This is a genomic window from Mesorhizobium sp. B2-3-6, from assembly GCF_006442305.1.
GTDB lineage: Bacteria > Pseudomonadota > Alphaproteobacteria > Rhizobiales > Rhizobiaceae > Mesorhizobium.
On record NZ_VFVW01000001.1, the window covers coordinates 474,481 to 494,101 of the forward strand.

At 65.1% G+C, this 19,621-nt stretch carries 20 protein-coding genes and 1 pseudogene; 17 read left to right on the forward strand and 4 right to left on the reverse strand.

The window, feature by feature from the left end; all coding sequences use genetic code 11:
• The first annotated feature begins 218 nt into the window (after positions 1–218).
• On the forward strand, positions 219–647 hold the full coding sequence (locus FJ953_RS02330) for a DoxX family protein (protein WP_140623018.1): 429 nt from the start codon (positions 219–221) through the stop codon (positions 645–647).
• On the opposite strand, the gene FJ953_RS02335 is transcribed toward FJ953_RS02330, so the two are convergent.
• Positions 648–953 carry a hypothetical protein gene (locus FJ953_RS02335; protein ID WP_140499979.1) on the reverse strand — a complete coding sequence of 102 codons (306 nt, stop codon included), beginning with the start codon at positions 951–953 and terminating at the stop codon, positions 648–650.
• A 252-nt stretch (positions 954–1,205) separates the two neighbouring features.
• On the opposite strand from FJ953_RS02335, the gene FJ953_RS02340 reads away from it, so the two are divergent.
• The 5 genes and pseudogenes from FJ953_RS02340 to FJ953_RS02365 all read left to right on the forward strand — a co-directional run bounded on the left by FJ953_RS02340 (position 1,206) and on the right by FJ953_RS02365 (position 5,020).
• The gene (locus FJ953_RS02340; RefSeq protein WP_140623019.1) at positions 1,206–1,853 is read left to right on the forward strand and encodes a glutathione S-transferase family protein; all 648 of its coding nucleotides are present in this window, start codon (positions 1,206–1,208) and stop codon (positions 1,851–1,853) included.
• Between the two features lie 678 nt (positions 1,854–2,531).
• Complete coding sequence (locus FJ953_RS02350) at positions 2,532–2,912, forward strand: hypothetical protein (RefSeq protein ID WP_140623021.1); 381 nt, start codon at positions 2,532–2,534, stop codon at positions 2,910–2,912.
• Positions 2,905–3,300: a hypothetical protein gene (locus tag FJ953_RS02355; protein ID WP_140521519.1), complete on the forward strand. Its 396-nt coding sequence runs from the start codon at positions 2,905–2,907 to the stop codon at positions 3,298–3,300. Before FJ953_RS02350 ends, FJ953_RS02355 begins: the two co-directional genes overlap by 8 nt.
• Positions 3,257–3,916, forward strand: a pseudogene (locus FJ953_RS02360) (terminase family protein); the annotation flags it as partial. The gene FJ953_RS02355 and the pseudogene FJ953_RS02360, both read left to right, overlap by 44 nt.
• 348 nt (positions 3,917–4,264) lie before the next feature.
• Complete coding sequence (locus FJ953_RS02365) at positions 4,265–5,020, forward strand: terminase family protein (RefSeq protein ID WP_140623023.1); 756 nt, start codon at positions 4,265–4,267, stop codon at positions 5,018–5,020.
• Positions 5,021–5,162: 142 nt separating this feature from the next.
• On the opposite strand, the gene FJ953_RS02370 is transcribed toward FJ953_RS02365, so the two are convergent.
• Positions 5,163–5,534, reverse strand: coding sequence for a nuclear transport factor 2 family protein (locus FJ953_RS02370; protein WP_140521521.1), 372 nt, complete (start codon positions 5,532–5,534; stop codon positions 5,163–5,165).
• A 150-nt stretch (positions 5,535–5,684) separates the two neighbouring features.
• On the opposite strand from FJ953_RS02370, the gene FJ953_RS02375 reads away from it, so the two are divergent.
• On the forward strand, positions 5,685–6,218 hold the full coding sequence (locus FJ953_RS02375) for a hypothetical protein (RefSeq protein WP_140623025.1): 534 nt from the start codon (positions 5,685–5,687) through the stop codon (positions 6,216–6,218).
• Positions 6,219–6,222: 4 nt separating this feature from the next.
• Complete coding sequence (locus FJ953_RS31075) at positions 6,223–6,348, forward strand: hypothetical protein (RefSeq protein WP_263483546.1); 126 nt, start codon at positions 6,223–6,225, stop codon at positions 6,346–6,348.
• A gap of 143 nt (positions 6,349–6,491) precedes the next feature.
• On the opposite strand, the gene FJ953_RS02380 is transcribed toward FJ953_RS31075, so the two are convergent.
• Positions 6,492–7,106, reverse strand: a complete 615-nt coding sequence (locus FJ953_RS02380) for a methyltransferase domain-containing protein (RefSeq protein WP_224519113.1) — start codon at positions 7,104–7,106, stop codon at positions 6,492–6,494.
• Positions 7,107–7,428: 322 nt separating this feature from the next.
• Between FJ953_RS02380 and FJ953_RS02385 the strand changes: the two genes are divergently transcribed.
• Complete coding sequence (locus tag FJ953_RS02385; protein WP_140623027.1) at positions 7,429–9,204, forward strand: portal protein; 1,776 nt, start codon at positions 7,429–7,431, stop codon at positions 9,202–9,204.
• On the forward strand, positions 9,201–9,524 hold the full coding sequence (locus FJ953_RS02390) for a hypothetical protein (RefSeq protein ID WP_140623028.1): 324 nt from the start codon (positions 9,201–9,203) through the stop codon (positions 9,522–9,524). The genes FJ953_RS02385 and FJ953_RS02390 overlap by 4 nt, the downstream gene beginning before the upstream one ends.
• A 258-nt stretch (positions 9,525–9,782) precedes the next feature.
• Here the strand turns inward: FJ953_RS02390 and FJ953_RS02395 are convergent, their stop codons facing one another.
• The gene (locus tag FJ953_RS02395) at positions 9,783–10,097 is read right to left on the reverse strand and encodes a YMGG-like glycine zipper-containing protein (protein ID WP_140521524.1); all 315 of its coding nucleotides are present in this window, start codon (positions 10,095–10,097) and stop codon (positions 9,783–9,785) included.
• Positions 10,098–10,402: 305 nt separating this feature from the next.
• Here FJ953_RS02395 and FJ953_RS02400 point away from each other — a divergent pair, with 305 nt between their 5' ends.
• The 7 genes from FJ953_RS02400 to FJ953_RS30365 all read left to right on the forward strand — a co-directional run bounded on the left by FJ953_RS02400 (position 10,403) and on the right by FJ953_RS30365 (position 19,573).
• The gene (locus FJ953_RS02400; protein ID WP_140623030.1) at positions 10,403–11,314 is read left to right on the forward strand and encodes a hypothetical protein; all 912 of its coding nucleotides are present in this window, start codon (positions 10,403–10,405) and stop codon (positions 11,312–11,314) included.
• 45 nt (positions 11,315–11,359) lie between these two features.
• Positions 11,360–12,349, forward strand: a complete 990-nt coding sequence (locus FJ953_RS02405; protein ID WP_140515933.1) for a Coat protein — start codon at positions 11,360–11,362, stop codon at positions 12,347–12,349.
• Positions 12,350–12,526: 177 nt separating this feature from the next.
• Positions 12,527–13,138, forward strand: a complete 612-nt coding sequence (locus FJ953_RS02410; RefSeq protein WP_140561078.1) for a hypothetical protein — start codon at positions 12,527–12,529, stop codon at positions 13,136–13,138.
• Positions 13,138–15,594 (forward strand): hypothetical protein, encoded by a 2,457-nt coding sequence (locus tag FJ953_RS02415; RefSeq protein WP_140623032.1) that lies wholly within the window; start codon positions 13,138–13,140, stop codon positions 15,592–15,594. Before FJ953_RS02410 ends, FJ953_RS02415 begins: the two co-directional genes overlap by 1 nt.
• Before the next feature lie 291 nt (positions 15,595–15,885).
• Positions 15,886–16,539, forward strand: coding sequence for a hypothetical protein (locus FJ953_RS02420; RefSeq protein ID WP_140623034.1), 654 nt, complete (start codon positions 15,886–15,888; stop codon positions 16,537–16,539).
• A 2-nt stretch (positions 16,540–16,541) separates the two neighbouring features.
• Positions 16,542–17,045 carry a hypothetical protein gene (locus tag FJ953_RS02425; protein WP_140547579.1) on the forward strand — a complete coding sequence of 168 codons (504 nt, stop codon included), beginning with the start codon at positions 16,542–16,544 and terminating at the stop codon, positions 17,043–17,045.
• Positions 17,045–19,573, forward strand: a complete 2,529-nt coding sequence (locus FJ953_RS30365; RefSeq protein WP_181171674.1) for a hypothetical protein — start codon at positions 17,045–17,047, stop codon at positions 19,571–19,573. Before FJ953_RS02425 ends, FJ953_RS30365 begins: the two co-directional genes overlap by 1 nt.
• The last annotated feature ends 48 nt before the right edge of the window (positions 19,574–19,621 follow it).

The window sequence follows — 19,621 nt, forward strand, 5'->3', positions numbered from 1 at the left end:
CGATGTGGCCCACTTTATCAAGGATCAAGGATCCGGCAAAGCGGACTCCGGTTTTTGCGACAGCGGCCCGATCATGTTGCGCCGATCGCGACATCCGGAAAAAACTTCGGCGGATATGTCGGATGCGCGGTGCGTGGCGCGTCCTAGGAGCAATTCCAGGAAAGTTCGGTTTCCATCCGGAATTGGGTAAGACAAGCAAACGAAACGGGAGAACAACCATGCCGTCGCCAACCGTCCAATCGCCGTGGCAGACCGCCGCCTTGCTCATCGCCCGCCTGATCTTCGCGGCCGTCTTCCTGATGGCGGTGACGTTCAAGTTCATGGGCATGGGTGCCACCGCCGGCTATATCGCGGCCGCCGGCTTTCCGTTTCCGCTGTTCCTGGCCTGGTGCGCGGCGATACTGGAGGTGCTGCTGGTGATCGCTTTCCTCACCGGAGCCTTCTTCACGCCGGCCGCCCTGGTTGCGGCGGTTTACGTGCTGTTCCTCGGCTTCGCCTTCCACGGACCGAGCCACTGGGCCGGCAACCAGGCGGAATTCGGCTTCTTCGTCGACCATTTTTCCTTCCTGGCCGGGCTGCTGTTCGCTGCCGTGCACGGGCCGGGCCGCGTGCTTTCGCTCAATCCGGGATGGTCGGGCAGGGCGTAGCTACATCTGGTCGTTGTAGGGTTCCTTCATCTGGCCGACCATGCGCGCCAGTTTCGAAAAGGACGGCATGTCAGCTTCGGGCTGGCACTGGTTGGCGAGCTCCAGCAGCCGGATCGGGAAATTGACGGCGTCGCGGCTCGACGCCGACATGCCCTCGGACCGCTCCTCGCTGGTTTCGCCGGCTTCGGCCTTGCGCAGGGCGATGTCGATCTCCTCTGATGTCAGCACGCCCTTCCTGACCAGGACGTGGTTGATCGATGCGACGGCCATCAGCAGGCCCTCGAGTTGCAGGTTGGCGACGTTCATGGCGGTTGCTCCCATCGGTGAGGCGCGTCACGCTGAACAGGGCCCGTGCGACGCACTTGCAGGTATCGGCCTACGCATGTCGCCCAAAACCGAGGTCACTTTGAGGCGGCGTGCATAGGCGTTCAGAACGCGCGGACATCCATTCGCGATCCGCGCCCGGCAAGGAAAATAGTTCAAGACCGATGTCGGGCTGCCGCGCAGGCTTGTTCGTCATCGCCAGGAAGCCCGGAAACAGGCAAGGAAGCGGATGCAATGACAATCACCATTACGGCATTCAAACGGTCGCCCGACGGCGGGAAGGGACTGGCGCGCGACACGCGCGTTCGCTGGGCGCTCGAGGAAGTGGGCCAGCCCTATGAGGTTCGTCTTGTTTCCCATGCCGAGATGAAGGCGCCCGACCATCTGGCCATCCAGCCCTTCGGCCAGATCCCCACCTACGAGGACGGTTCGCTCTGCCTGTTCGAGACCGGCTCGATCGTCTTCCACCTTGCCGAGCGGTATCCGGGGCTGCTGCCGGAGGATCGCGATGCCCGCGCCCGCGCCATCACCTGGATGTTTGCCGCGCTCAACACCATCGAGCTGCCGATCCTCGAACTGACGACGGCAAAAATATTCGAGGCCGACAAGCCCTGGAGCGAGGAGCGCCTGCCATTGGTGAAGGACCGCGTTCGCGCCCGGCTGGACAGGCTCTCGGCCCATCTGGGCGCCGCCGACTGGCTCGACGGTGCGTTCAGCGCGGGCGATCTGTTGATGGTATCTGTGCTGCTGCGGCTCAGAATGTCGGGCATTCTGGACGAATATCAAAACCTTGCTGCCTATGTGGCCCGCGGCGAAGCTCGGCCCGCCTATGCCAGGGCGTTCGCCGCGCAATTCGCGGTCAATGCTCCAGCACCCAACTGATAAGGCCGGCAGGCCCGGGGAGAACCAGGCTGGGACGGGCGAGATAGGATTTTTTTCTTAAAAGCTGTTGACGGGGTGAAGGCAACTATGCTATGTTTTTACCTATGGTGCTGAGTTGCGCCGATGACCCGCCCCCGAGGCGGGTTTTTGATTCTGGCGGGTGCTGTGCTCCAGGCCTGTCTTCTGATCAATTCTCTGCCAAGGCGCTTCGCGATTTCCACAGCGAGGCTCCGGTTCGTAAGTTCGGCTGATCCTGTCTGCCCATTGCCGTGACGGCGGCGTTCGCTGCGCAGGGCAGTGCTGAAAGTTTTTGAGGAATTTTTTCCTAAAAGCTGTTGACGGGGTGAAGGCAACTATGCTATGTTTTTATCTATGGTGCTGAGTTGCGCCGACGACCCGCCGCCGAGGCGGGTTTTGTGTTTCTGGTTTTGCTTTCCTCTTCGAACGATGGCGCTCTACGGCGCCCCCCTCTGGCCTGCCGGCCATCTCCCCCACGGGTGGGGAGATCGGCTGTGTCCCGGCTTTCGCCAATCGCCAACGTTGGAGAAAAAGCGAGGCGCCGAAGCTGAAATCTCCCCCCTCGTGGGGGAGATGTCCGGCAGGACAGAGGGGGGCGCGAAGGGACGCGACATCACATGCACTCTCCTTGCGGCCACGCTGCTTACCAGAGAACCCGCCATGCCACGCTATGCCACCATCATCGCCGGGGATGACGGCCTTGAGGTCGTCAGCGCCATTGGCGAATTCGAGGGTGCGGCGCCGCAGACGCGGCTCGGCCGGATCGAGCAGGTCGCGCCCGGCGTGCTGATCGGCATGGTGCGGGACCCGGCCGGCGGCTTCGCTTTCCCGCAGCCAGCGATTCATAGCGGCGCCATCGGCCTCGCAATGGCGGGCCTGAAGGGCCTGCCGGGCGCCGCAAAGCTTGCCGGGCGGCCGAAGGGCGGCACGAATGCCAGGAAGAAATCCGCCCGCTCGAAGAAGAAGCGGGTCCGGTCGGTCAAGTCCGTGCCGTCGAAGGCCAAGGCCGGCGATGCCGAGGCGGTGACGGGCCATGGCTGACGAAACCGCCGCAGTGCCGGCGCGCGGCAAAGGGCGCAAGCCGGCCGCCAGCCGGAGCGCAAGCCCGGAGGCCGCGCCGGAGACCCGCCGCAAACGCCCGAAGAAAACGCTGGGCGACGACTTTCTCGCCGCCGTGCGCGCCGATTTCCGCGCCCATGGCGCCGGCGTCATCGCCGAAGTGCGGGCCGACAAGCCTGACCAGTATCTGAAGATCGTGCTTTCGGTGCTGCCCAAGGATTTCGATGTCGCCGTCAACCATCTGGATGCCCTGAGCGATGAAGAGATCCGCAGCCGCATCCGCGCGCTCGAAGCCGCGGTCAAACCGTTCCTCGAAGACATCGCCGGTGGCGGCGAGGACGGAATATCTGGCGCTGCTGGCGGAGCTTGACCGCAGGCGTCGTACCAACCAGCTTGCCGCCTACCGGCCCTATGCCAGGCAGGCGGCGTTTCACGCGGCAGGCGCCGCCAACCGCGAGCGGCTGTTCATGGCCGGCAACCAGCTCGGCAAGACCCGCGCCGGCGGCGCCGAATGGGCCATGCACCTGACGGGCCGCTATCCCGCGTGGTGGCAAGGCAAGATTTTCGATGCGCCGGTGCGGCTGTGGGCCGCCGGCGTTACCGGCGAGGGCACGCGCGACAATCCGCAGCGCGTGCTGGTCGGCCCGCCGCAGCAGCAGGCGCAATGGGGCACCGGCATGATCCCGGCCGATGCCATCGTCGACACCATGATGGGCCGCGGCGCGCCGGGCGCGCTCGACAGCGTCGTGGTGCGCCATGGCGGCGGCGGCGATGTTCAGGCCGGCGAGAGCGTGCTGTCGTTCAAGAGTTTCGAGAAAGGCCGCGAGAAATGGCAGGGCGAAACGCTGCACGGCGTCTGGTTCGACGAGGAACCGCCGCTCGACATCTATTCCGAGGGCCTCACCCGCACCAACGCCACCGGCGGCATCACCATCGTCACCTTCACGCCGCTGCTCGGCATGTCCGATGTGGTGCTGCTGTTTTTGTCGGCGGCGGAGGTGGAGGGGATGGGGAAGGGGTGATGGAGAAGAAACTGATTGGGGACGAGCAGCATCGCACTTGGCGCTTGCTCGCCTTCGTCGGCGCTGCCCCTCATCCGGCTGCCGCCACCTTCTCCCCGTAATGACGGGGAGAAGGGAGCTGGCCGCAATCTCGGCGCCGATTCTTGAACGTTCGCGATTGGCGAAACCGTCGACAACAGCACCTCTCTCCCCATCACTATACGGGGAGAGGATGCCGGCAGGCAGGTGAGGGGCGGCGCGACGTTGGTCCGAAAAACCTAGCCTTCACAAGACGCTACATCGATTATCTCGAAAGTGATTCAGGATCCCCCCATGTCCCGTCACGTCACCTTCATGACCATCGACGACGCCGAGCATTATTCGGCCGACGAGCGCGCGGCGATCGTTGCCGCCTATCCCGCGCATGAGCGCGAGGCGCGCGCCCGGGGCATTCCGGTGCTGGGCTCCGGCCGCATCTTCCCGGTGGCGGAGGAGCTGATTGCCTGCGCGCCGTTCCGGCTGCCGCGCTACTGGCCGCGCATCGGGGCGCTCGATTTCGGCTGGGACCACCCTTCCGCCGCGGTCGAGCTCGCCTGGGATACAGAGGCCGACGTCGTCTATGTCGCCAAGGCAGTGCGGGCCTCGCAGCAGACGCCCGCCATGCAGGCGCTGACCCTGAAACCCTGGGGCGAATGGCTGCCCTGGGCGTGGCCGCGCGACGGCCGCCGCGAAACGCTGGAAGGGGCGGGCACCGCGCTCGCCAAGCAATATGCCGCGCACGGGCTGAACATGCTGTCGCGCCACGCGCAATTTGCGGACGGTTCTGTCTCGGTCGAGGCCGGGCTGATGGAGATGCTCGACCGCATGCAATCCGGCCGCTTCAAGGTATTTTCGACGCTTGTCCCCTGGTTCGAGGAGTTCCGGCTCTATCATCGCAAGGACGGCCAGGTGGTCAAACTTCGCGACGATTTGATGGCGGCGACGCGTTATGGCGTGATGATGCTCAGGGAAGCGGTGGTCGATCCGGCGGAGTTCAGGACTGCGAGACGGGCGAAGGGGCAGAGCGATCCGCTGGGGGCGTTTCGGTAGGGCGAAGTGCCCTCACTTCGTCATCCTCGAGCAACGATCCCATACCGTGACTTCGGAGCGTCGCGGCGGCGCAATTCTCGCTGAAGTGAACGGGCGCTCCGGCGCTGGCCCGATGGCCCGCACTGCGATGTCCCTGCGGGGCCTACTCCACGATTTTCCAATATGAATCCTTGCGGATCACCTTGCCGTCGCGAAACGTGTAGAAGTCGCAACCCCTGACCTCCTTTTTCTCCCCCTCGCGGGTGGTACCTGTGAGGATCCATTTCGAGATGCCGGTATTGGCGGTCGAATCCACAAAATGCTCGGCGTTGCCGTAGTGGACATCGGGCAAGCCTTCAAAGCGTGTCGCCAGTGCTTGCCGTACGTTTTCCTTGCCCTCGAAACGAGAGCCCCAAGGATTGCCTCCCCTCGGCATCTCCAGGATGCAGTCGTCGGAAAAGAACGCCATGATGCGATCGAGATCGTGCGCGTTGAAGGCCTCAGATATCTGCGTCAGCGCCGATCGAATGTCCATTCGCCCGTCTCCCTTCAATTGGATGACCGATGTTTTGCTCCCGCATTCGATGGTCGAAGTAGGTCACCGGAGAGGAGACCGGTCAAGGGCGTGAATTTTTCACGCGGCACTCACACAGATGAACCTTATCCCCCGGGCTCTGGCATCCGCATGACCCTCCGCATCATCCCCGCGACCCTGCGCGATCTCTCCTATATCGCCGCCAATTTGCGCCCCGAGGATCGCGCCGAGATCGACTGCCAGCTCGACCACTGGTCGCCGGCGCTGCTGGCGCTGATGGCGCTGCAAGGGTTTGCCTATGTGGCAGAGCTCGACGGCAATCCGGAGGCGGGGTTCGGTGCGGCCGAGCAGCGGAGCGGGCTTTGGATCGCCTGGAGCTGGGGCACGCGCCGCATGAGGCGCTGCGTGCCTGGGATCACCGGATTTTTCCACGCGGCGCTCGGGCCGCAAGTTTCCGCCCGCGGCGCCTGGCGGGTCGAGGCGCGGGCGCTGGCCGGCAATGAACTGGCGCTGCGCTGGCTTGCGCGGCTGGGCGCCACGCAGCGCTGCCTGCTGCCCGGATATGGCCGGAACGGCGAAGATTTTTTCCTCTACGACTGGACAAGAGAAGGCTGGAACCATGTGTCTGTTTCAAAAACCACCGGAACTGAAGCCGCTGCCGGCAGTGCCGACGGCCGGGGATAAGGACGTGCAGGCGCGCGAAGCAGCACTTCGGGCTGAGCTCGAACAACGCCAGGGCACGGCCAGCACCATCAAGACCGATCTGGCGCCCGGCAGCCTCGCCGGCCAGCGCCGCGTGCTTTTGGGGATGTGACCATGACCGCGATGAAGCGCAGTTTTCGCCGGCGCGTGCTGGACTGGTGGTACTGGAGGCGGCATGCAAGGTTGGTGAAGCGGCGTGGCGGGTGAACGCTGCCAATCTCCCCCACGAGGGGGGAGATTGGCAGCTTCCACCGCTCACCCCTTCTTCGCGAATGCCCAGACCATCATCGGGTATTCCTCGTCGTTGCTGAGGTCCCGCCACAGGCCGTAGGCGCGGACCGGGCCGCCTATGTGGGCGCGGGCGCAGGCCTTGTTGCCCCAGCCGAACGCCTGGACGTTGTCCTCGGCGAAGCCGCCATCGACCATCAACTGCTTCAGGCCGGCCGGCGTCCACCTGTTGTAGTCGTGCGGCCTGGCGTGGACGCGAAACAGGAAGGGCGTCGCCACCATCGCCCAGCCGCCCTCGCGGGTCATGGCGTGGATGTTCCGCGCCGCCGCCTGCGGCCGCTGTACATGCTCCAGCACCTGATCGGCGATGACGATGGAATATTGCTCGTCGGTGCGATCCTTGCAGATGTCGAAATCGGGGAAGTCGACCGAGCGATAGTTGGGGCACATCGCCTTCCAGTAGCGATTCCAGCCGGGCGAGATCTCGATCACGTCGCGCGATTTGCGGTTGGCGGCCGTCAGGAAGGTGGTGAAGGCCTCGATCTGGCGGATGCGCAGCCAATTGCGGGAATCGTAGCCGATGAGCCGTTTAACGGTACGTTTGCTCTGGTTCTTCAGGGCGGCAAGGCTTGTCGTCGTCACATCGACCTCCTGCAAAACCCCGCCGCGAGACGTTCCTAGACCAAGAACCGCGCAAAAGAATGACATCGTCGGCTGAAGCTGCCGATCTCCCCCCTTGAGGGGGAGATGTCGCCGGAGGCGACAGAGGGGGTCGCTGTCCCGCAGGCCTTCGAACGATCGCGCAGCCACCAATTTCATTCCTGGAAAGCAGCTTAAGGCAAAAGTTGGCGCTCTACGGCGCCCCCCTCTGGCCTGCCGGCCATCTCCCCCTCAAGTGGGGAGATTGGCAGTTTCAGCGCCCCGATCTCCCTTCATAATTCTTCCTCAGCCAGCGAGCACCGCCATGACCGATTCCCGCGCCCGCGATATTCTTTCCCGCCAGTCCGAACTCGAGAGCGAGCGCGCCGCCTACGAGCCCGTATGGGAGGCGGTGGCGGAGTTCTGCGATCCCGATGCGCCCGATATCCGCTCCGGGCGCGGTGCCCGCCGCGGCGACAGCCAGGCCGAGCGGCAGGAGCGGCGCGGCGCCCGCGTCTATGCCAACACCATCAACTCGGCCGCCAACCGGCTGGCCGCCGGGCTGGAAAGCCTGATCATCCCGCAGTCGGAGAAATGGCACGGGCTGACCACCGCCGAGATGGACGACGAGGAGACCGACGAGGAAAAGGAATGGGCGGAAAACCTGCGCGACTTCCTGTTTTCGCTGCGCTACTCCGCCAATTCCAATTTCGTGCCGGCGACGCAAGCCTGCCTGCGCAATGTCGTGCGCTACGGTCCGGCCTATCTCTATGCCGAGGAAGGGTTCGGTTCGACGCTGATCCGCTACGCCTCGATCCCGGTGGTGGAAGGCTATCTCTCGCGCAACCGCTGGGGCCAGGTCGACATCTTCCACCGCCGCTACGAACGCACCGCGCGCCAGGCGGCGCAGCTGCTCGGCTATGAAAAACTGCCGGCGCGCATCAGGACGCTGGTCGACGACCCCGCCAAATGCGAGGAGAAGATCGCGCTCATCCAGTGCATCCAGCCGCGTGACGAGCGCCGCATGTACCGATCGGGCGGAAGCTACCGCTATCTCGACGCCGCCTTCGCCTCCTACCATGTCATCGAGGACGAGGAGGAGATCGTGCGCGAGAGCGGTTTTCGCACCTTCCCGGTGTCGGCCTTCAACTGGCGCCGCTACGAGGGCGACGCCTATGGCATCTCGCCGACCATCGAAGCCTTGACGACCGTGCGCGAGGAAAACGCGGTCCGCCGCTCGGGCCTGCGCGCGCTGCAACAGATCACCGATCCGCCGACGGCGTCGAAGGCCAGGCTCGACTATGTGCCGGTGCTCGATCCGGGCGAGAATTATCCTGGCCTCATCGACGACAATGGAAGGCCGCTGATCGCGCCGATCACCACCGGGCAGAACCCGAGCTACGCCTTCGACTATGCGGCGAGCCGGGCGGAGGAGATCCGCGACATGATGTTCGTCAACCTGTTCCAGACCCTGGTGCAGAACCCGCAGATGACCGCCACCGAGGCGCTGATCCGCCAGGAGGAGAAGGGCGCGCTGCTGGGGCCGTCGGGCTCGATCATCCAGGCGGGCTTTGCCACCAATCTCGACCGCGAGCTCGGCATATTGGAGGACAAGGGCCTCTATGACGAGGACAGCCGATTCCTGCCGCCGGCGAGCCTGGCGGGCAAGGCGGTGCGGCCGACCTTCACCGGTCCGCTGGATGTCTTGCGCCGCTCGGCGGAAGCGCGCGACACCATCCAGCTGGTGACCACGGCCATGCAGATGGCGCAGTTCGACCCTGATGTGATGGACAATATCGACAGCGACGAGGCGCTCAAGATCGTGCAGAGCGCCGGCCGCAGCCCGCAGCGCATCTTCCGCCGCAAGGATGAGGTGGCGGGCCTGCGCGACGCGAGGGCCAAGGCCAGCCAGGCGCAGGCCGGCATGGCGGCGATCGCCACCGCCGGCAAGGTGGCCAAGGATGCCGTGCCGGCGGCCGTGCAGGCGCGCGACAGCGGCCTGCTCGAAGGCCTGCAAGGCATGCTGCAGGGCGGCACCGCCGATGGGCCGGCACCTGATGCCGGCGCCCAGGGCGCGATGCCGGCCGGACAGCGCGCATGAGCCGCAAACGCTTCGCCCACGCGTCGCAAAGCGGCGGCCCCGCCAAAGCGCGCGAGGCGCTGGCCAAGGCGTATATGCGCGTGTTTTCCGGCGAGGACGGCGAAATGGTGCTGGCCGATCTCGCGGCGACGGTCGGCTATTTCAGGCGCCCGTCATACGGCGAGTGGATGGCGCGGACCAGAACCCCCAATGGCTTCGAGCTGCACAGCGCGCTCAGCAACGCGCGCGCCGAAGTGGTGCAGCACATTATGGGGTTCCTGACGCTGGACGAGGCGCAGCTCGTGGCGCTGGAAAAGGCGGCACGGGAGGAGGAGAGGTGAGGCGCTGAAGCGCCGATCTCCCCCCTTGCGGGGGGATGCCCGGCAGGGCAGAGGGGGGCGCTGTCCCGCCGGCCTTGCCGTGTTCATCGCACGGCGATCAAATCACGAGCGGTCGCTCAAGCCGGGCCCTAGACGACAAACATATGGCCATGTTCAAAGTTCGGCAGCGACCGAGGTCGGCGCTCTACGGCGCCCCCCTCTGTCCTGCCGGACATCTCCCCCACAAGGGGGGAGATCGGCGGTCTGGCCGCCGGTGATTCAATAATTGCCGTTGTAGTACCGGTCGTCGCAAGGCGCGGTGTAGATGCGGCCGTAGCGGTCCTGGTAGCGGCAGAGCTGGTCGCCGCGGCGCTGCGGGGTGGTGGCCGAGCCGACGACGGCGCCGAGCAAGGCGCCGCTGGCCGCGCCGATGACCGTGCTCTTGGTGTTGCCGCCGATGGCCTGGCCGACGAGGGCGCCGCCGGCGCCGCCGATCAGCGCACCGGTTCCGGCCCGCTGCTGGCCTTCCGTCTGCGCGCAGCCCGCCAGCGCGGCGATCATCAAAACGGCGGCAGTTGTTTTGTGAAGGTTCATGTGACGTCTCCCTTAAAGATTTGAAATCCCTATCGATCGTCCCGTGCGGCCGCATTGCGGCGGAACGGCGGCACAGGCTGTCACGATATAAGACATGGTTTCTCGGGCGTTGATGAACCGGGAGGCGAAACACCTCTTTCGAACAAGGCGCTAGCGCCGATGCCTGTCAAAATGATTCAGCCTGAGCGGTCCCGGCCGTGTCTGGCCGCCCTTCCTGCCGCGTAGACCGCTCCTCACCCTCACACAAGGACGATTGGCGGCGCCACCAAGCTCACTTTCAACCTAACCCTCAAAAGGAACATCACATGACAGATCTGGCAGATGCCGGGTCCGTGGTTGCCTCGTCGCAGCCGGCGGGCAACCCGGAACGGCCACCGGCAGGCGCGGATAACGGGTCCGCCGTGCTTGCCGGCAAAAGTTGGTTTGACGGTCTTTCCGAAGGCAACCGCAAGCTTGCTGAAGCCAAGGGCTGGACCAAGCCTGAAAGCCTCGATCGGGTTTTCACATCCTATGCGGAGCTGGAGCGGCGGCAGGGCGAAAGCCTGCGCGTTCCAGCCAGGGACGCGCCGAAGGAAGACTGGGACAAATTCCATGCCCGGCTGCCCGAGGCGATGCGTCCGCTGACATCGCCCGAAAAGGTCGAATACCGGCGGCCCGACGGCCTGCCGGAAACCTTCGCCTATTCGGACGAACTCGCCCAGGCGTCCAAGGCCTGGGCGGTCGAAGCCGGCGCCACGCCGAAGATCGCCCAGGCCTATCATGACAGGTTCGTCGGCTACATGGCCGAGCAGGCGGCGGCCCAGCAGGCAGCGCTCGCCCGCTCGGTCGAAGCCACCCATGACGACCTCGTCAAGGATTGGGGCCCGGCCGACAGCGATGGCTTTCGCCAGAAGCTGGAGGTGGCCAACCGGGCGATGAAGAAGCTCGGCCTGGTCGATGCCTACAAGCAGAAGGGCATCCTTCTGCCCGACGGCGCCCTGACCGATCCGCAGATCGCCAGGGCCTTCCAGGCGATCGGCGAGGCGATGTTCCGCGAAGACACGATCGACGCCGACGCGGCGCCGCGGGGGCAAAACCCCTTCCGGCGCAACGCCGCCGGCGAGCGCAACGTTTCGGCCATTTCAGCCCTTGTCAAAAGCGACCCTCAACGCGCCCGGCGGCTGGCCAGGGAAGCGGGCGAAAACCCGGATCTCTGGATGCCGAACAACCCGCTCTGATCCCGACGCATCAGCCGCCGATCAATCTCTCAAAGGAAAGACAAAATGGCAGACGCCTATACCCGTATCGCGGACGCGATCGTTCCGTCCGTTTATGCCCAATACGCTTTCGAGGAGCACGTCCAGTCGCTCGAAATCTACCAGGCCGGCATCCTGTTTTCCGATCCGGCCATCTCCTCGAAACTGTCGATGGGCGGCCGTTCCGTCGACATGCCCGGCTGGAAGGACCTCGGCAACGATCCGTCCGAGCCGGTCAATGACGACCCGGCCGATTCCATCGAGATGAAGAAGATCGGCTCGCGCCGCGAGGTCGCCGCCCGCAATGTCCGCGCCCAGGCGTGGGGCGTTCCCGACCTGACCTCCATCCTGGCGGGCGACGATCCGCAGAAGCTGATCGTCAAGCGGCAGACCGAGTACTGGCAGCGCGCCAACAAGCTGACCCTCATCGGCATGCTCAAGGGTGTCGTCGCCGACAATCTGGCCAATGACGGCGGCGACCTGGTGCGCGCCACCGGCGCCTCCATCGTCGACACCGACATCATCGAGGCGGCCTACCTGATGGGCGACCGTGCCGACAAGTTCCGCACCCTCTGGATTCATTCCAAGCAGATGAAAGCGCTGAAGCTCGCCGACCTCATCGACTATGTGCCGTCCTCGCAGCAGGGCGGGCCGCTCATCCCCTATTACATGGGGCTGCGCTGCGTGGTCGACGACGACATCCCGCAGGCGGCGGGCGTCTACACCGCGTTCATGTTCAAGGACAAGGCGATCTTGTGGAACGAGCTGCCCGTCAACACCGAAGGCGGGCCGCTGGAGTTCGACCGCAAGCCCCGCCAGGGCCATGGCGGCGGGGTGACGGAAATGGTCGGCCGCCGGCATTTCGTGCCGCACGTTCCCGGCACCCGCTTCCTCGACGCCTCCACCGCCGGCGAATTCGCCACCGACGCGGAGCTGGCGCTGGCGGCGAACTGGGACCGCACCGCGTCGAGCGTCAAGACCATGACGTTCATCGCTCTGAAGACGACCGAGGCATAGGGTTTCGTCTCCCGGGAGGTGGGCCAGGCCCACCTCCTTCCTGCGAGCGCCGGCGCTTGAACATTGACGCCAACCGTCGATGCCGGCGCTGCCCCTCATTGCCCTGCCGGGCATTTCTCCCCGTGAACGGGGAGAAAGACGCACTTCCCCCAATCACAACCCACGGAGGCCTTACCCATGGCCATAACCCCGACCGACATCGCCAATATGGCGCTGGCCGTCCTTGACGAGGCGCCGATCGACAGCCTTGACGAGGACATCAAGGCCGCGCGCTTGCTCAACATGCATTTCGACCTGACCCGCGAGGCCGAGTTGACGAAATACGCCTGGGTGTTCGCCATCCTTTCGGCATCCCTGGCCGGCAGCGATACCGGTTCCGGCGATTGCACGCTGAACTGGGTCTATGAACTCCCCGTCGATTGCCTTCGCCCGCTGCCGCTGACCCACAATGGCGAGCCGGACGGCATCGCGATCTCGTGGCGGCAGGAGGCGGGGCTGGTCTACAGCGACCGGGCGGGACCGCTCACCATCCGCTATGTCGCGAACCTCACCGACCCCAACGACTGGGACGCGCCGTTCACCGAAGTGCTGGTGGCGGCACTCGCCGTCAAGATCGCGCATCCGCTGACGCACAAGGCCGGCATGATCGACATTGCCCGTTCGGCCTACGACCGCGCGCTGGACGCCGCCTTCACCGCGCAGGCCATCCAGCGCGGCGGACGGCTTTCGACATCGAGTTGGGCGCGGCAGCGCGGCGACAGCCGGTTTTATGCGGGGGCCATGCGCTGATGGCGACGCTCTATCCGGTCCAGGACGTCTTCACCCGTGGCGAGATCTCGCCACGCCTGCATGCGCGCGCCTCGCTTGATCTCTACCGCGCGGCGCTGTCGAAATGCGAAAACTTCGTCACCCTGCCGCATGGCGGCATCCGCAAGCGCGGCGGCACCTGTTTCGTCGGCGAAGTCAAGACGTCCGCCAAGGCGACGCGGGCGATCCCGTTCATCTTCTCGGCCGACCAGGCCTACATGCTGGAGTTCGGCAATCTTTACATCCGCGTCTACGCCTATGGCGCGCGTGTCGGCACGGTCGAGGTGGCCTCGCCCTATCTTGAAGCCGACCTGTTCGATCTCGACTATGTGCAGTCCGCGGACCAGATGTGGATTTCCCACAGGGATTATCCGCTCAAGGTGCTGACGCGCACCGCCCATACGGCATGGGCGCTCGACGACTACGCGATCGACGACGGGCCCTATGACGACATCAACGATACGCCGACCACGCTGACGCCCGCGGACTATGGGGCGCTGACGCCGAAGATGACGTCGAACACCGCGCCTTCCGGCACGGTCTCAGGCATGGGCGGGGCAGGGGACGCCTTCCAGCTTTTCGACAAGGCGACAGAGACGGACAGCGGCATCGCCGGTGCCACCAACGGCTCGGTCACCTACCAGCTTGCCGGTGGCGCGCAGGCCATCGTCGAAAACTACTATCTGACCGCACGCACCGGCGGAACGGTCGACCGCACGCCGACAATCTGGGTGCTTGAAGGATCGAATGACGGCGCGACATGGGTGACGCTCGACAGCCGCACCGGCGAGACCGGCTGGTCGGGCGGCGAAACCCGCTACTATGAATTCCTGAACAAGCTGGCGTTCGAGTATCACCGCTTTACGTGGAAGGCGATCAACGGCGCTTCGGACAGCGCGTTTTCCGAACTGAACCTCAACCGGGCGGCGGCCAGCCAGACCCCGTTCGACCTCACGGCGTCATCGACCGCCGGCATCAATGGCGGCGCCGGCTTCCAGGCTTCTGACGTCGGCCGGGCCATTCGCCTGCTAGCGTCCGATGGCCGCTGGCGCTGGGCCAAGATCACCAGCCGCACCAGCGCCACGGCGGTGAAAGTCCAACTGCATGGATTTGCCCTGCCGGACCTCAGCCCGATATCCCGCTGGCGCCTGGGCACGCTCGTGCCGGGGAAATATGTCGAAAGCGGATCGCTCTACGAGGAGCGCCTGGCCTTCAGCCGCAAGTTTTCGGTCTACGCCTCGGCGACGGGGGATTTCAACAATTTCGCATTGGGCGAGAAGGATGACGACGCGCTGGAATTCCTCCAGGCCGGCGGCGGCCAGGCGAACGACATCACGTGGATCGCGGAATCGGACGGCGCGCTGCTGATCGGGACGCTCGGCGGCATCCGCGCACTCTCCGGCTCCGGCATCGACGAGGCATTGACGCCCTCCTCGTTCAAGAACCGGCGCTCGCGCACGTCGGGCTGTGCCCGCATCCGCCCCGTCGATGCCGGCCAGTCGTTCCTCTATGTCACGCGCTCGCGCCGCTCGATCGCCGAGCTGACGCAGGCTTCGACCGGCCGCTTCACCTCCGACGATATCGGCCAGATCTCCGAACATATCGCCAAGCGTGGCGTGGTCGAGCTGGCGTTCCAGACCGACCCCGACCCGATGCTCTGGTTTCCGCTCGATAATGGCGAGCTCGGCGGCTACACCCACCAGCCCTCGCAGGAGGTGCGCGGCATGCACCGCCACCGCTTCGGCGGTACCGTCGCCGGTTCCGGCTGGGCGGCTGTCGAAAGCGCTGTGGTGACGCCCGGCCAGGATGGCGTCGACGACATCTGGCTGATCGTCAGGCGCACCATCGGCGGCGTGACCAGGCGCTATATCGAGATCATGACGGCGCCGTTCGAATATGGGGCGCTGGAGGACGCCTTCCAGGTCGATTGCGGCCTGACCTATTCGGGCGCCGCCGTCAACACCGTGTCCGGGCTTGCCCATCTCAACGGCGAAAAGGTCGACGTGCTGGCCGGCGGCAAGGTCTATCGCGGGCTGCCGGTCGCCTCCGGCCAGGTGACGCTGCCCGGCGGCGCCGTCGCGGCCAGATGGCAGGCCGGGCTTGCGTTCCAGTCGCAGGCCGACACGCTGGAGCTCGACGGCGCCGGCCGGGACGGCTCGATCCTCGGGCGACGCAAGAAGGTGGCGGGTGTCATCCTGTCCCTGCTCGAGACCGACACGACAGGGCTTCAGGTGCAGTCGCTGATCCGCGGCCGCTGGGAAAGCGTGCGCATGCCCTCCCTCGTCGCGCCCGACGGCAAGGCGAGCCTGTTCACCGGCAATGTCGAGGTGCCCATCGACGACAGCTGGGAAGGGCAGGGCCGGGTGCGGATCCGCCACGTCAACCCGACGCCCTGCACGATACGGGCGTTCACGCCGGTGTTCGACGCCGAGCCTTAGGGCGAGCTGGCGTTCCTCGCCCCCGCGAGGCGGGGGAGAGGTGGCGCGAAGCGGTCGGAGAGGGGGCCTTCGTAAGGCGCAGGCGCTTCTGCCGGAGAGTCCGGCACAGGTCGGCGCCATCCCCTCTCCGTCTCGGCTTCGCCGAGCCACCTCGCCCCACTTGGTGGGGCGAAGAACCCAGGCTGAATCAACGCCGCGATCCTTCGCGCCTCCCTCTGTCCTGCCAATCTCCTCCACAAGGGGGGAGATCGGCGCTCCACCGCCTCCAGCCCACCACAAGGAACCCATCCCGTGACCACATCCCCCCATGCCGAACAGCTCGGCAGGGCGCGGACGGCTGCCGAATATGCTGCCGTCATCGCCTTGCTCGATGCCGACCTCAACGATGCGATCGCCCGCCGGCGCGGCTGCGAACAGGCCGAGGACCGCGCCGTTTTCGGCGACGGCGATCTCTCCGCCGCGCGCATCGCGCTGGACGACTGCAACGACGTCGTCGCGCTGCTGGAGAAGATCATCGCGGCAGCGGACAAATGCCGTGCCGCGGCCGCCGCGGCAGAGGCGCGCGCCGCCGTCGAGGCGCTGGGCGGGCAAGCGAAAGCCAAGGCGGAGGTGCTGACCGAGCGCTGGCGCGCGGTGCGCCGCCTGGTCGAGCTGTTGCGCCAGGAACTGTTCGAGGCCGATGCGCTCGCCCGCGCGCTCGCCACCGCCAACGGCCTCTTCGACGCCGCCGGCATGCCTGACCTGAAGGTGAACCTGGCCGTTGCCCGCCGCGCCGCCATGGCCGGGCCGCGCGCGGCGGCGCCGGCGCGCCTCAGCCGCCCGGCGATCCAGGCCGACAGGCTGCTTCTGTCGTTCACCAACCCCGGCGGCGCGCTCGACCCGCGACCGGCGCTCGGTGCGCGCCCGGCCAGGAAAACCCCCATTGCCGCATCCCAGCGAGGCTGACCATGTGCACATTAGCCCTTCTCGGCACGGCCATCTCGGTGGGTGGCGCATTGATCGAAGGCCGGCAGCAAAACCAGGCGGCCGGTTACCAGGCCAAGGCCTACGGGCAGCAGGCGCAGGCCGATGCGCAAAGTGCCGCCTTCGAACAGAGCCAGGAGCGCCACAGGCAGGATCTGCTGCTTTCGCAGGCGCGGGCCCGGGCGGGCGCCTCCGGCGTCGGCCTATCGGGCTCGCCGGCCGAGGTGCTGGCGGCCAATGCCAGGCAGGGCCAGCTCGACCTGAAGGCGATCCAGTACGGCTCGGCGCTGCGCCGCAACACTCTCGACAGCCAGGCGGCGCTCGCGCGCTACTCCGGCAGGCAGGCCGCGGCGGCGTCGATCTTCAAGGCCGGCGGCAGCCTCGTGTCCGGTCTCTCCCGTCTCTACGACCCGACCAAGGCCGTGACCTTCGGCAAGGGCGCCTTCCCGCCGGCGCCGGGCGGCGCCTTCACGGGAGGGCTCTACTGATGGCGACGATTCCACTCCAGCTTGCCCAGCGCCGGCTCGAGGCCGGCAATGGCGTTTCCTATCCCGAGGGGTCGCCGGCCGGCAGGGCGATGCAGGATCTTGGCGACGAGCTCTCGGCCGTCGCCGAGCGCTACCGGCAGATGAAGGAGCGGCAGGAAGCGTTCGACGCGGAGCTGGCGCGCCGCCGGTTCGCCGGCCGCATCGCGCAGGCGGAAGACGAGGTGGCGGCGAATGCGCCGGCCGACGGCAGCGGCCTGCACGATGCGATGTATGGCGAGGTCGATCCGCGCACCGGGCAGGTCGTCAAGCGCGGCCTGTTCGACACGCTGTTCGACGAGACTCTGCCTGAGATACCCGAGAGCCGGCGGGCCGCTTTCGCTAGGCAGAAGGAGCCGATGCGCGCGGCCGGCTCGCCGCGCATGGCGCAGCGGCAGCAGGAGCAGCGCGATGAATATGAGCTGGCGGAGTGGGCGAAGGTCGACACCATGTCCACCAGCTCCATCGCAAAAGGCGACCCGAACGACATCGGAGCTTTCGAGGCGATCCGGCAGAACGGGTCCGATCTGATCGCCAAGATCGGAAACCCGGTTATCAGGCAAGCGGCGGAAGTGGCCTGGCGCAGCAACACGGCCAAGGCACTGGTTCAGGCGATGATCGCCCAGGATCCGAAGCGGGCCGCCGAGATGTTGGGCGGGGCGCCGGCAGACTCTTCCAGCAGCGATGCCTCCGACGTTAGCTGGATCCGTCTTGCCGGCAGTTCAGATACGGCGGCAGCGAAAGGCAATCGTGTTGGCAAGCTCGCGCCGGATGAAATTGTGGCACAAGCATTTGGGGAAGACATTCCACAAGACGACCGGTCGGCGCTGCTCCAACAGGCGCAGGCGGCTCACGCTTCTCAGCAAGTTGAGATGCGCACCCGTATTGGCCTCGCCGAACAGAACGCACCTAGGGCGATCAGGGACACTGGCAGCTATTCGGGCCCGACCTTCACGCCAGAACAGTTCGTGGGGCTCTATGGGGCGACGGAAGGGTTCAGGCGTTTTCAGGCTCTCCATCAAGCGCTTGATGTCAGTCGCCAGTTCCACGGCATGCGCACAATGTCCAATGACGCCGTGCAGGCCATGGTCAAAGAGTCTGCGCCCAAGGCCGATAGTGCGACGCCAGAAGAGGATCGGGCGCGTTATGATGCAATAGCCGCCGCGGCGGACCTGACATTTCAAGCGAGGCGAGGCGATCCGGGCGGTTATGTACGCAAGACATTCGCGGCCCTCGACGCAGCTTGGAATAATCTTTCGAAGCCGGAGGACTATCAGACCGCGATCGTTGGCTCGATTGCCGCCCAACAGCAGTTGGGCCTCAACCCCGTCCAGCCGTTGCCGAATTCTGTGGCAAAAGGCGTTGTAGGGAAATTTAAAGACGAAGCTCACCCGCCCAAATCTCAGCAGACAGAGCTGCGCAATGTGCTTGCCGCTCTGCCGAATCAAGAGGCGCTTGAAGCGGTGCTTGGCCATCTTTTGCAGGCCAGTGCGTCGCAAGCAGACAACGATGCCGCGAACAGCTCGCTTCGGGCAGCAGGCGTCGACCCGATGGGCGTGCTCGATTTGCAGAACACCGTCCAGTCGGGATGGTCGGTACCAACTGGGTACGCAACCAACCGGTACCTGACGGCTCGAGAGCGGTTAGGGAACCTAATAGCTGGCGATAGTGAACCGGGAAGTCTGTGGCGGTTCGCCGCGCAAAAGCTTGTAGGCTCTGAGGGCCTCGGCAATGACGGTATTTCGGTAGCCGACTTCACACCTGTCGTGGGAGCTTCGTTGGCGCTCGACGAAGCCCTGAATGCCGCCCTGGATGGAAACTACAGCGATGCAGTGCTCGACGCCTTAGGTACCTTTCCCGGCGAAAAGTTGGTGGGTGAGGTTTTCCAGGGCGCCAAAAGTATTGCCAAGCCCTGGGTCGAGAGCTCTTCCGTATTTTCGAAGCGATCGGCTGAACTTGCCAAAGGCGGCGAGATACTTGTTCGTGGCGTCGACGCCGAAACCCTTCGATCCCAACAAGCCATTGCTCGGTCGGTCTCTCGGCAGTCTCGACGCCGTAGAACGCGATCCGGTGAGATATCCGAAAGTGCTTTTGAAGCTGCAATGCTGGCTTCTCTGCTTTCTAGGGACGCCTCCATGATTAAATATGCCGGTGCAAAGGTTGGGTGGACGAAATCAAAAAACTACCGAAAAACGTTCTTTAAAGCGAATCCCGCACTCAACGAGGGAGATTATGTTGTTCATCATAGTGTCGAGCAAAACGTTCTTGATAGATACCCAGGGCTTTTTGCAAGTGAAGAGATACATTCACTCGAAAATCTCCGTGGTGTCCGAAAGGAATTCGACGTAAATTTGCATTTAAAAGTGATTCGAGCCGAGTGGGATGAATTCTATAAGACGCACATCACGGCAACCCGGCAGCAAGTGCTTGACTACGCAACTGAGTTAGACAAGAAATATGGGCATCTGTTCGACCCACCGATAGGTGAATAATGCGATATTATGAAGTTAGGCCTGACGTGGCTGGTGGGCTGGGTGAGA